Source organism: Kamptonema sp. UHCC 0994 (genome assembly GCF_029167235.1).
Taxonomy (GTDB): Bacteria; Cyanobacteriota; Cyanobacteriia; order Cyanobacteriales; family Microcoleaceae; genus Kamptonema.
In genome coordinates this window covers 38752-50331 of sequence record NZ_JARFTR010000302.1, presented here as the reverse complement: position 1 = coordinate 50331, position 11580 = coordinate 38752, and the positions used below count along the sequence as shown (strand labels likewise).

General features: G+C 44.5%; 12 protein-coding genes and 2 pseudogenes. 6 read left to right on the top strand and 8 right to left on the bottom strand.

All coding sequences use genetic code 11. The features are described from left to right. Window positions 1-154: 154 nt before the first annotated feature. Window positions 155-400, top strand: a pseudogene (locus PY364_RS27570) (transposase); the annotation flags it as partial. Window positions 401-432: 32 nt separating this feature from the next. On the opposite strand, the gene PY364_RS27565 reads toward PY364_RS27570, so the two are convergent. Both PY364_RS27565 and PY364_RS27560 read right to left on the bottom strand, forming a co-directional pair. Next, the gene (locus tag PY364_RS27565; RefSeq protein WP_275570895.1) at window positions 433-567 is read right to left on the bottom strand and encodes a hypothetical protein; all 135 of its coding nucleotides are present in this window, start codon (window positions 565-567) and stop codon (window positions 433-435) included. Window positions 568-584: 17 nt separating this feature from the next. Continuing rightward, the gene (locus tag PY364_RS27560; protein WP_275570894.1) at window positions 585-953 is read right to left on the bottom strand and encodes a formylglycine-generating enzyme family protein; all 369 of its coding nucleotides are present in this window, start codon (window positions 951-953) and stop codon (window positions 585-587) included. A gap of 64 nt (window positions 954-1017) precedes the next feature. Here PY364_RS27560 and PY364_RS27555 point away from each other — a divergent pair, with 64 nt between their 5' ends. After that, window positions 1018-1191 (top strand): hypothetical protein, encoded by a 174-nt coding sequence (locus PY364_RS27555; protein ID WP_275570893.1) that lies wholly within the window; start codon window positions 1018-1020, stop codon window positions 1189-1191. A 2-nt stretch (window positions 1192-1193) separates the two neighbouring features. Here PY364_RS27555 and PY364_RS27550 read toward each other — a convergent pair whose 3' ends face one another. Further along, the gene (locus PY364_RS27550; RefSeq protein ID WP_275570892.1) at window positions 1194-1847 is read right to left on the bottom strand and encodes a hypothetical protein; all 654 of its coding nucleotides are present in this window, start codon (window positions 1845-1847) and stop codon (window positions 1194-1196) included. 211 nt (window positions 1848-2058) lie between these two features. Between PY364_RS27550 and PY364_RS27545 the strand changes: the two are divergent. The 4 genes and pseudogenes from PY364_RS27545 to PY364_RS27530 all read left to right on the top strand — a co-directional run. Further along, window positions 2059-2412: pseudogene (locus tag PY364_RS27545) on the top strand (response regulator); the annotation flags it as partial. A 245-nt stretch (window positions 2413-2657) separates the two neighbouring features. After that, the gene (locus tag PY364_RS27540) at window positions 2658-4070 is read left to right on the top strand and encodes a sensor histidine kinase (protein WP_275570890.1); all 1413 of its coding nucleotides are present in this window, start codon (window positions 2658-2660) and stop codon (window positions 4068-4070) included. A gap of 147 nt (window positions 4071-4217) precedes the next feature. Further along, window positions 4218-5669, top strand: coding sequence for a DUF697 domain-containing protein (locus tag PY364_RS27535; RefSeq protein WP_275570889.1), 1452 nt, complete (start codon window positions 4218-4220; stop codon window positions 5667-5669). 443 nt (window positions 5670-6112) lie between these two features. Beyond that, window positions 6113-7534 carry a DUF697 domain-containing protein gene (locus PY364_RS27530; protein ID WP_275570888.1) on the top strand — a complete coding sequence of 474 codons (1422 nt, stop codon included), beginning with the start codon at window positions 6113-6115 and terminating at the stop codon, window positions 7532-7534. Window positions 7535-7771: 237 nt separating this feature from the next. On the opposite strand, the gene prfA is transcribed toward PY364_RS27530, so the two are convergent. From prfA to truA, 5 genes are all read right to left on the bottom strand, one after another. Further along, the gene (prfA, locus tag PY364_RS27525; protein WP_275570887.1) at window positions 7772-8869 is read right to left on the bottom strand and encodes a peptide chain release factor 1; all 1098 of its coding nucleotides are present in this window, start codon (window positions 8867-8869) and stop codon (window positions 7772-7774) included. Between the two features lie 325 nt (window positions 8870-9194). Further along, on the bottom strand, window positions 9195-9515 hold the full coding sequence (gene rpmE / locus PY364_RS27520; RefSeq protein WP_275570886.1) for a 50S ribosomal protein L31: 321 nt from the start codon (window positions 9513-9515) through the stop codon (window positions 9195-9197). A gap of 172 nt (window positions 9516-9687) precedes the next feature. Then, window positions 9688-10101, bottom strand: a complete 414-nt coding sequence (gene rpsI, locus PY364_RS27515; protein ID WP_007356144.1) for a 30S ribosomal protein S9 — start codon at window positions 10099-10101, stop codon at window positions 9688-9690. After that, entirely contained in the window at window positions 10101-10556 is a 456-nt protein-coding gene (rplM, locus tag PY364_RS27510) for a 50S ribosomal protein L13 (protein WP_275570885.1), read from the bottom strand. Before rplM ends, rpsI begins: the two co-directional genes overlap by 1 nt. A gap of 172 nt (window positions 10557-10728) precedes the next feature. After that, window positions 10729-11568, bottom strand: coding sequence for a tRNA pseudouridine(38-40) synthase TruA (truA, locus tag PY364_RS27505; protein WP_275570884.1), 840 nt, complete (start codon window positions 11566-11568; stop codon window positions 10729-10731). Window positions 11569-11580: the final 12 nt, after the last annotated feature.

The window sequence follows — 11580 nt, the reverse complement described above, 5'->3', positions numbered from 1 at the left end:
ATCGTGGTATTAGTAGATTTAGAAACACATAAACTTTTAGGGTTGGTGTCAGAAAGAAAACAATCATCAATCGAAAAAGTTTTGCTAAAATGGGGAGAAGAAGTCTTAGAGCAAATAGAAGAAGTCAACAAAGAGTAAAAATTTAAGTGCAGGAATATTAGAACTAATCGATTGGTTGAAAAAAGCAGAACCGTACTATAAAAAGAGCGTAAACACCATTAAAAGGTGGTTTGGAGAGGTAGCAGGATATTTTGAACAAAGAACAAATAATGGAATAGTTGAAGGTATTAATAATAAGTTAAAGCTGTTAAAACGCAGTGGATTCGGGTTTAGAAATTTTAAAAACTTTGAAATACGAGCTTTGCTTTTTTGGCATTTTCCTAAAGAATTAGCATACTAAGTACGGAAGAACCGAGCGGCGACGCTTGAACCTTACCCGACAGAGATAGAGGTAGCAATGCCTCTATCGACTCTAACAGACTGCAACGTAGAGCCAAGAGCTACCACGCTCCACTCGGTATTCAGATGTAACTGTTTCCCAGGAACTTCAGTCAGTTGGTGCGCCATTGTAGTTATCGTGCCATTTATCGCTCATAATTAACTAAATCCGGGGTAATTGTTTCGCCAAAATAGAAAGGTGTTTTAGTGCCAGCGCGACAAGCATATTCCCATTCCGCTTCTGAAGGTAAGCGATAATTCTTGCCTGTTTTTTGACTCAGTTTTTGGCAGAATGCCACAGCATCATCCCAGCTTACTTGTTCTACAGGACGTTTCGCGCCTTTGAAATTAGAAGGGTTGTTTCCCATCACGGCTTCATATTGTTCTTGAGTTACCTCATATTTACCCATAAAAAAAGGGGCGACAGTAACATTATGCTGCGGCCCTTCATCGTTATCTCGCCCTGCTTCTGTATCGGGGGAACCCATCACGAAACTACCCCCTGGAATTGACATCGTATCTATGCTGATACCATTGCCGAGATTATCTGTAAAATATTCTGCTTGACTTTGGCGGCGATTGGCAATTTGCCCCGTTGAATTAAGTGTTACTATTTCAAAATTAAAGGTTTTTAGGGAACTTGAAGGTGATGGAGACGATGGATTTTCTGGTGGTGGTAATTCTTCTTCTAGTGAAGGTGATGGAGATGGCGAATTATCATCTGGTGGGAGTGAAGGACTTGAAGAAGGTTGAGGCTATTTATTACCCAAATTTTGACTCACTAATCCACCCACTACCGAAGCCACAAACCCAACTCCAGCAAAAACCGCTAATTGTAAAAAACCTCGCCTTGTCGTATTAGTTGGTGGTGGTGGTGGTGGCGGTGGCGGCGGTGACAAAGATAAAATTGCTTGCAATGCTTCATTTGCATTTTGATAACGCTGACTAAAACGATCGCACACCATTTGATCTAAAACATTCGCTAAATTATTACTAACTTTCGCCTGATTTCGCCAAACTACTTCCCCCGTCTGCCGATCTTCTGGTAAATTAAAAGGATGTTCACCCGTTAACGCTTGAATCCCAATCATTCCCACTGCATAAACATCGCTAGCAAGTTGAGGTTTCCCCTTCGCTTGTTCGCTAGGCATATAACCAGCAGTCCCGATTACAATTGATACGGTTGTTTGCCCTTGGGCATTCACAACCATTGTGCTAATTTCCTTAACTGCCCCAAAGGTAGGTGTCGCCAAATCCACCACTTCCCAGTAGTTCGATGATATGATAGCGATCGCGCAGCTTTTGACCAAGCATAGTTTTCTGACGATGCAGTGGAGATTAGGATTTATTTTGGCATAAAATAGCGACCCCTGCCTCATCGTAAAAGGCAGGCAAGATGCCTGCTCCACAGGAGTTATTAGAGAATTATTAGATTACAAGTTGTTCTGCATACAATTTGACAGTCAATTTTTGTGAAATTATTGTGGGACGCTGCACCCTGCCCGTCCCTTGATTTGATTTATATACAAAACAGCTTATTCTTGAGCTTTATTCCTAAAGGGGGATACTTCAAAAGCGAGACTGTGGCAGTCTCAAAATAAGAGTTAGCGGTAAGAAACAATGCCTCAAATCTTATTAGTAGATGACGAACCAGCCCTGCGCGATAGCCTTACCTACACGCTGCAAAAAGAAGGTTATGAAGTGATGACAGCAGTAGATGGCTTGAGCGCGATCAAACAATTCCACAAACAAGTACCAGATGTGATTTTACTAGATTTAATGCTGCCAGAAGTGAGCGGTATGGAAGTCTGCTGGCGGATTCGGGCATTTTCAAATGTGCCAATTGTGATGCTGACTGCTAAAGACCAAGATATTGATAAGGTTTGGGGTTTAGAGGCGGGAGCAGATGACTATGTAACAAAACCGTTCAATACTCGCGAACTTTTAGCGCGGATCAAAGCAGTGTTACGCCGCCGTTCTACGGAGCAGTCTTTAGAGAGTAAATAAATAAAATTTTACAGCTTTTCTCTGTCTGCTGAGGTACAATAACTCTACCCCCAACCCCCTTAGAAAGGGGGCTTTTTCGGTTCCCCAACCCCCTTAGAAAGAGGGCTTTTCCGGTTCCCCCCCTTAACAAGGGGGGCTAGGGGGGTGCTTTTGTACCTCATATAATTGAGAAATGCTATAGGTTTTTTCATAAATCTAAAATCTATTAAGAAATGAAATGGTTGCCCAAAATTAAATTAAATTCTATTCATTCCAAGCTGTTAGCTACCTATCTGCTGCTAACAACGCTGGGAACTTCGCTGATGGCGGGGTACATTCTGTGGTCGTTTTATGATTATTTCATGCAGGCGCGACAGACAGATTTAGAAAATTGGACTGCGGCTTTGAGCGAGAGTGTGGCGGATGCTTTGGAGGAAGGCAAAATTGAGCGAGTAAAACTGGTGGTGGAACGCTACGGAGCACCAGAAACCGTTACGCTGCGGGTTTTTGACCCTAAAGGTCGCTTGCTGGCTACTTCCGATCCTCAGTTAGATAAACTGATTACGAACTGGTACGAGGTGGCTGGGATGAAGGAGGCGTTCCAAAATCGCTCGGCGCGAGGGATCGCAAAAGGGGTTTTGTCCGGGGAGGATCGACTCTACATTGCTCGACCGATCGATCGGAATGGTGAGATGCTAGGTGTGCTGCGGATGTCGATTACTTTGAAACAGTTTCAGCGCCAGTTTGCGAAGGTGATTTGGACGGTTTGGGGGAGTTTGATGCTGACGCTGTTGCTGTGTGCGGTAATTAGCGATCGCTTTGCGCGAAGTCTTTCTAAACCTGTCGAAACAATGCGGAATTTTGCGATCCGCCTGGGAAGCGGTCATTTTGGTGATAAGCTGGTGATTCGTCAAAGCAATGAGTTGGATCAGTTGGCCTCGGAACTTAATCGGATGAGCGAAAGGCTGGCTTCGCTGGATCAGGAACGTAGAGCTTTTCTGGCAAATGTTTCTCACGAGCTCCGCACTCCTATTAGTAATGTGTTGGTGACGGTGGAGGCGCTGAGAAGTGGTGCTGCTTATGAGCCGGAATTGCGCGATCGCTTCTTTCAAACTGTAGAGGATGAAACTAAACGCCTGTCTCGTCTGGTTCGCGATTTGCTGGATTTGGGACGGTTGGAGGCGGGTGTCACTCAATTAGAACAGCAAAGTTTGGTACTCAGCAATTTAATTAACCGCGCTGTTGGTGCTGTCAAACCCCGGATGGAAGCGCGAGGTGTGTCTGCGATCGTGGATGTGGCTGATATTATGTTGTTTGGCGATCCAGAACGGCTGTTGCAGGCAATTTTGAACGTACTCGACAATGCGATTAAGCATTCCCCAGCGGATTCTCAGGTGTTGATTTCTGGATGTAAGGAAGGAAAACAAGCTGTTATTAAAGTTGAGGATCGGGGGCCTGGGATTAGTTCTAGCGATTTACCGCGCATTTTTGAGCAATTCTATACTACAGATCCCTCGCGTTCGGGTAGCGGTACGGGTTTGGGGTTAGCGATCGCTAAGCGGATTGTAGAAGCACACGGCGGTAGCATTACGGCTGAAAGTAGAATTGGTAAGGGGGCAATTTTTACTATTTGCTTGCCCCTTTGAGTGTTATAGATTTGGAAAAATTTTGGTCTGGGAATTGAGAAGTTTTTTGCGATCGTTTGTCTTACCAGAGATTAGCATAGAGAGAGGGATGGATGCCAAGCTTTGGGTTGTTGAAGCTGGGCCTTAACTACCTAAAGGAAGGGACAAATGACACTTAACTTGCGGCGACCGATTTTAGTTGGCGGGATTGGCTTATCGTTAGCGCTTTGGCTGTTAGATAGCCTTCAGCACTCTGTTGCAGAACTCGGTGAAGTGGCGCTGTTGGGCGTGGCTGTAGCTGGTGCGGGGTGGTGGTGGTGGCAAGGGCGATCGCCCTCTATTGACTTTACACCTGCATCTGCACCTGTGGATCGGGAAATGGCGCTGAAGGCGATCGCGATCGCTAAAACTGCGATTAATTTACTAGCAGCAGAAGCACCAAATTGTGATGCTAATTCCAGTTTAAAACAACAACTCAGCCAGTTGACAGCAGAATTAGATCGGCAAGATTTACACCTCTGCGTTGCTGGTGGTAAAGCTGTCGGCAAAACTGTGTTAATTCAAGAGTTACAATCTAACTGGAAAGAGCAAGACTCCCAACAGTTAAGTTTTTGGGAAGCAGCACCATTATTTATCAGTAAAGATGAGGCGAAAATCTCCTCCGATTTAGTCTTATTTGTCACCGCTGGCGATATCACCGATCCAGAATTTCAAATATTATCGCAGCTCATTGCCGCAGGTCAGCGCTTAGTCCTAGTTTGGAATAAACTTGACCAATATTTGCCAGAACAAAAAGCACAGGTGTTGCAGCAATTACGGCAAAGAATGGCGGGAATATTAGCAGCAGAAGATATCGTTGCGATCGCATCTTCCCCAAGTCCAATTAAAGTCCGACAACACCAACCAGACGGCACAATTAAAGAATGGAACGAGCCACAAACCTCACAAATTCAACCTTTGACTGACAGATTAAGTCAAATCTTAACTCAAGAAAGTCAAAAGTTAGTCTGGGCTAATACTATTAGAGCTGTAGATAATCTAAAATCTCAGGTAAAAACGGCATTAAATGGAGTGAGACGCGATCGCGCTTTACCCATAATTGAACAATATCAATATATTGCCGCCGCCGCCGCTTTTGCCAACCCCATAGCCGCCTTAGACTTATTAGCAACCGCCGCCATCAGCACCCAAATGGTAATCGATATCGGAGCAATTTATCAGCAAAAATTCTCCGTAGATCAAGCTAAAACAGTAGCAGGCACTTTAGCAAATCAGATGCTAAAATTGGGATTGGTAGAACTTTCAACCCAGACTATTACTACTCTTCTCAAAAGCAATACAATCACCTTTGTTGCAGGTGGAGTTGTCCAAGGTGTGAGTGCTGCTTATTTTACCCGAATAGCAGGTTTAAGCTTAATTGAGTATTTCCAAACTCAAGATATAAGTACAGACACAACAGATGTTAATAATCTGAAACTGAATCTGACAAAAACTCTACAAACCGTATTTCAACAAAATCAGCAAGTCACCGTTTTGCAAACCTTCATTAAGCAAGTTATGCAGCGAATTGTGCCAGAATCGCCTAAGCCTGAAAACGCAATTGCGGCTGAAGTTTCTTAAATTCCTTGACTTTCTGAACCAATTATTGTTTGATTGTGGGGTAAGCTGAAAAGCCTACCCCAATTTTTTTTGCAAGTGCCAGAATTTTTTGGTAGGATCGGCTTAAAATTAGCTCATTCAGGGTAAATACGGCATCTCTTTCTGGATTTATGTTATTTCCAACCTATCAATTTTTAGTGTTTTTTATCATTATTTTTAGCTTGGCAATTTCTTTAAACAAGTTTCTTAATCTTACTGCTGTCATCTCGCTTTGCATTTGTCTTGAGATGAGAGTGTTTGGATTGACGAATTCAACATCTGCTAGAGTTGGCTGTTTCTTAGATTGTTGAGTTTGGTCTACGATTTTTGGCTCTGGTGTTGTCTTAATTTTTAATTAGTAACTAGCTACACCAAAATCACGAAGATTCGCTAAACTAACAATAGTTTCTCCCCCTGATTAAACCTTGACTCATTCTCCCCCTTCTCAACCTCATAAGGTTCTTACGCCTGAAACACCCTCAGCGCGGCCAAATCAACAAGGCGAACTGCACTTATCCCTCGCTCGTGCTAGTTTAAGACAAGCATTAGCGCGGTATTCTCCTCTTGAGCGCAGACAACAGACTGCGAATACAGAATTACAAGCAGAATTACAAACTCAATTAGATGTCTTAACTTCAACCTTAGAAAAGCTTGACCAGAATGTAATTCGCATTGCTACTTTTGGCCTTGTCAGTCGCGGTAAATCGGCAGTTTTAAATGCTCTTTTAGGTCAGAAAATTTTGCAAACTGGCCCTCTCAATGGTGTCACCCAGTGGCCAAGATCCGTGAGATGGACGCTTCCTCAAAACCTTCTCAAGGGAGATATACAAGTTGAATTAATTGATACTCCCGGACTTGATGAAATTGGCGGTGAAGTGCGAGGTGAAATGGCGAAACAAGTGACTCGCCAAGCTGATTTTATTTTGTTTGTGGTGGCGGGTGATATTACTAGAACTGAATATGACGCTATCCGAGAACTACAAAAATCTCAGAAACTATTGATTTTAATTTTTAACAAAATTGACCTCTATCCAGAGGTAGATCGGCAAGCTATTTACCAAAATTTACAAGCATTAGGGAATGACAAAGAAGGAGAACAAAAGGGAGAATTTCTCAATCCTAAATCCCTAGAAATTGTGATGGCGGCCGCTGAACCAGCACCAGTTCAAGTACGAGTTGAATGGCCTGACGATCGCGTTACTTATGAATGGGAGTCGCCGCCATCTCAAGTAGATGAACTTAAGCAAAAATTGATTACAATTATCAACAGGGAAGGACGATCTATCCTTGCTCTCAATGCGCTAATTCAAGCCAGAGAATCCGAGGTAAATATTGCCCATAAAACTATTAAGTTACGGCAATCAGAGGCGGAAAATTTGATTTGGCAATTCGCAAAATATAAGGGTTTAGCTATTGGCTTAAATCCTATTGCTTTTTTAGATATACTAGCAGCGCCTATGGCGGACTTAGCTCTAATTCGGTCTTTAGCTAGACTTTATGGTTTACCGATGACTGGTTACGAAGCTGGCAAACTTTGGAAGACAATTATTTTTAGTGCGGGTGGTGTACTTTTTGGTGAATTGGGCAGTGGTTTAATTTTAGGTTTGGGGAAAAGTACAGCGGGAATTGTCGCCGATTTTTCTACGTTTGCGGGAGTTGCTGTTACTCAAGCTAGTTTAGCTGCTTACGGAAGTTATGCTGTAGGTCGCGCTTCTCAGGTTTATCTGGAAAAGGGTTGTACTTGGGGGCCTTTGGGGCAAGATAGAGTTATTCAAGATATTCTTAACCAAGTTGAACGGAATTCTATTATCTATCGCTTGCAACAGGAATTTATAGCTAAGGACTAGGAGCTAGGGGAAGAAGGGAAGAAGGGAATAGAATCAATGTAGGACTTACGCACGGACAACATAATTCTGTCATTGCGACCGTAGGGAAGCAATATTCTGTCATTGCGACCGTAGGGAAGCAATCTCAAATCTAGGTTGATGTTACAGTACGTAAGTCCTGTGAAGTAAGAAGGAAAAGACAAGAAAGATAGGGAACAAAAGCTTAGTCAAAAATATCCCTAGTTCCCTATCAATCTATTAGTTAGAAGTCGAAGCAGCTAATTCCGCTAAACGTTCTTGCTGATCCAGAGAAATACAAGCCTGAATCACATCATCAATATCCCCCTCTAAGATCGTAGTTAGAGAGAAATTCTCACCCAAACGGTGATCTGTAGCTCGATTATCCTTATAGTTATAAGTCCTAATCTTCTCCGATCGCGAACCAGTACCAACCTGCGATCGCCGCCTCGAAGTCACCTCATCCTGCTGCTCTCGCAACTTCATCTCATAAAGCTTAGCCCGCAGAATCTGCATCGCCCGCTCCTTATTCTGCAACTGACTCCGCTCCTCAGTACAAAAAATCCGAATCCCCGTCGGCTTGTGGAACAAATCAGCCGCAGTCTCCACCTTATTCACATTTTGACCGCCAGCCCCACCAGATCGAGCCGTACTCATCTCAATATCCTTCGGATCGATGTGAATCTCCACATCATCCACCTCCGGCATCACCGCCACCGTCGCCGTCGAAGTATGCACCCGGCCACCCGCCTCCGTCACCGGCACCCGCTGCACCCGATGCACTCCTGCCTCAAACTTCAACTTACTATAAACACTGTCACCTTGAATTTCCAGAATCGCCTCTTTAAAACCCCTACTCTCCCCCACTGACTCACTCAGCATCTTCACTTGCCAATTCTGACTTTGAGCATAGCGAGAGTACATCCGAACCAAATCAGCCGCCCAAATACTCGCCTCATCACCGCCAGTACCCGCCCGAATTTCTAGCATAATATTCTTATCATCATTCGGATCTCGCGGCAGCAACAAAACCTTCAAACGGCTTTCCAAATAATCTGACTTATCCTCAAGTTCACTCACTTCTAAAGATGCCATCTCCTGCATCTCAGGATCGCTCGCCGACTCCTTTAAAATCTGACGCGCACCAGCTAAATTATCCTGAGTCTCCTTCCAAAGCTCAAAAGTATTAACCACTTCCTCCAAAGAAGATCGAGCCTTAGCCACTCGTTGAAACTCATTCGGTTCCTTCGCCACATCAGGATCGGCCATCCGTCGAGTCAACTCATTAAAAGTTTGCTCAACGGACTTCAACTTATCCAGCAAATAAGATTCAGCCATTGTACTTGTCCTTTGTCCTTTGTTAGTTGGCAGCACAGGCCTTTAAGCCTGCTTTATTAACACCACAGACCAAAAAGCCTGTGTTATTTTGCAACACAGGCTAGAAAACCCGTGTCATTTTGCGCCGATTTTCGATCGAGAACTTGAGATTTTGGATTTAGATTAAATATTCGCGATACTTACCATTAGCTTCGCCTACGCAGACTTCTTAAATCGCCCACCAACCCGTCAATCTAAAATCCAAAATCTTCGCTTCCCAATCCCACAGAGGTATGTTGTCGGTAGAAAAAACCACCCTCAACAGACTGCGGACAAATGACAATAGCTACTTCTTCTTTTTGCCGCCCTTACCACCCTTAGCAGGAGTCGCATCTGTTTTGGGAGCCTCTACAATCGGCCCACTCGCTTGAGGATCGACTGGTGGGGGCATTTGACCGCCATCCATCATCCCGTACTTACGTAAGAACCTTTCAACTCGTCCTTCCGTGTCAATAATCTTCTGAGTCCCAGTGTAATAGGGATGATTGCCAGACCAGACATCAACATTAAGTTGTGGCTTCGTCGAGCCAACCGTCATTACCATTTCCCCGTTACAGTAAACCTTCGCTTCGGGATACCACTTGGGATGAATACCATCCTTTGCCATTTTTTTCTACTCTCTAATCTTGCAAATCTACTACTATTTTAGCTGACCTATGGAGCAGGGGAGCAGGGGAGCGGGGGGGCAGGGGAGCGGGGGAGCAGGGGAGATTTTCTTCTTCCCTTTTCCCTCTTCCTTCTTCCTTCTTCCTTCTTCCTTCTTCCTTCTTCCTTCGCGCCTACCGTTTCGAGTATTGAGGAGCCTTACGAGCTTTCCGTAAACCGTACTTCTTCCGTTCTTTAGCACGGGGATCGCGAGTCAAGTAACCCTCACTCTTTAAAGGCTTGCGGTTTTCTGGGTCTAATTGACACAAAGCTCTAGCAACACCTAAGCGAATAGAGTCAGCCTGGCCAGTCAATCCACCGCCCTCAGCCTTCACCAGAATATCGTACTCATTTTCCAGGCCCAAAGTTTCCAAAGGAGCCTTAGCAAGAGCTAAATAACCTGCATTAAATTGCAGATAAAGATCGCCCTTTTTACCATTGATCGTCAATTCACCTGTACCCGGTACTAAACGCACCCGTGCGATCGAAGATTTGCGGCGGCCTGTACCCCAGTACATAGCGCGACCTGATGTATCTACAACTTGCATTAATCATTTCCTCCCGGAATCGTATTAATAATTAACTGTTCTGGTTTTTGAGCTGCGTGGGGATGGTCAGGGCCAGCGTACACTTTTAACTTAGTAAATAGCTGTCTTCCCAGAGAATTATGGGGTAGCATCCCACGCACAGCTTCTTCAACAATTCTTTGGGGTAAACGGACTTGCAATTTAGCAAAAGTTTCCGTTTTCATACCACCTGGTCTTCCAGAATGGCGGCGATAGATTTTCTGGCTACGTTTTTTGCCAGTAACAGCTACCTTTTCGGCATTGATCACAATTATGAAATCGCCGGTATCCATGTGGGGAGTAAAAGTAGGCTTATTTTTTCCCCGAAGGCGGGAGGCAATTTCAGTGGCAAGACGACCTAGACGCTGATCCGTCGCATCTACGACGTACCAGTTATGTTCTAGGGTATTTACAGGAGGGACATAAGTTGTGTTCATCGGTAATTGTTAGTTGTTAGTTGTTAGTTGTTAGTGGCTAATTGCTAATTGCTAATTGCTAATTGCTAATTGCTAATTGCTAATTGCTAATTGCTAATTGCTAATTGCTAATTGGTGAAACAACCAACAACTAACCGTTATCAGTTAACAGTTAACAGTTAACAGTTAACAGTTAACCAAAGACAAATTTAGGTTGGGTGTCGTACCAGACTTGGGGGGGAAATGGAAATTCTGGATAGCCAACTCGCAGCAGGCATAAACCATGAGCAGGGGCAGAATATTTTACCATTTCTCGACGTTCTTGAACCCAGATGTCTTTAAAATTCTCAAGCGATCGCTCTCCTCTACCCACCTGCACCAGCAGCCCCACTAGCAGCCGCATCATCCCGTACAGAAACCCACTCGCCTGAACTTCTATGTGAATGAACGACCCAAATCGCTGACACTCTGCTACTTGCACGTCTACCCAGGAATGAGGGCGTGACGACCCAGCGCGGTGAAAAGCTGCCAAGTGAAAGCGCCCAATCAAGGGAGTCAAAGCCGCCTGGATTAAAGATTCATCCAGAGGTGCATGATAATAGTGCCAAGCAAAGGGACGGACAAACAAGTTAGGTACTGGGTCTGTATAAAGGGTGTAGCGATAGCGCCGCCAAGTGGCTGAAAACCGAGCGTGCCAGGTGGGTTCCACCTTAGCGGAGGCTCGAATTAAAATATCTTTAGGCAGTCGCGAGTTGAGAATATCTTTCCAGCGATGGGCTGGAACTGGGCCTTCGGCATCAAAGTGGGCTACTTGAGCAGCGGCATGAACTCCAGAGTCGGTTCTTCCGGCCCCATGCAGCGTTACCGGACGTTGCAGCACTGTTGAGATAGTTGTTTCGATCTCTTCCTGTACTGTACGCTGATGCGGCTGCCGCTGCCAACCGTGCAGATCTGTGCCGATATATTGGATGACTAAAGCAATGCGCTGCATCGATTTGGGATTTTCGACTGTCAATTTTGGATTGTCAATCATAAAATCTCAAAT

What these genes read in the sequence shown, in the direction of transcription:
- PY364_RS27565 (WP_275570895.1), bottom strand. Translation starts at nt 567, where the DNA reads ATGGCGCACCAACTGACTGAAGTTCCTGGGAAACAGTTACATCTGAAT.
- PY364_RS27560 (WP_275570894.1), bottom strand. Translation starts at nt 953, where the DNA reads ATGTCAATTCCAGGGGGTAGTTTCGTGATGGGTTCCCCCGATACAGAA.
- PY364_RS27540 (WP_275570890.1), top strand. Translation starts at nt 2,658, where the DNA reads ATGAAATGGTTGCCCAAAATTAAATTAAATTCTATTCATTCCAAGCTG.
- PY364_RS27535 (WP_275570889.1), top strand. Translation starts at nt 4,218, where the DNA reads ATGACACTTAACTTGCGGCGACCGATTTTAGTTGGCGGGATTGGCTTA.
- prfA (WP_275570887.1), bottom strand. Translation starts at nt 8,869, where the DNA reads ATGGCTGAATCTTATTTGCTGGATAAGTTGAAGTCCGTTGAGCAAACT.
- rpmE (WP_275570886.1), bottom strand. Translation starts at nt 9,515, where the DNA reads ATGGCAAAGGATGGTATTCATCCCAAGTGGTATCCCGAAGCGAAGGTT.
- rpsI (WP_007356144.1), bottom strand. Translation starts at nt 10,101, where the DNA reads ATGCAAGTTGTAGATACATCAGGTCGCGCTATGTACTGGGGTACAGGC.
- rplM (WP_275570885.1), bottom strand. Translation starts at nt 10,556, where the DNA reads ATGAACACAACTTATGTCCCTCCTGTAAATACCCTAGAACATAACTGG.
- truA (WP_275570884.1), bottom strand. Translation starts at nt 11,568, where the DNA reads ATGATTGACAATCCAAAATTGACAGTCGAAAATCCCAAATCGATGCAG.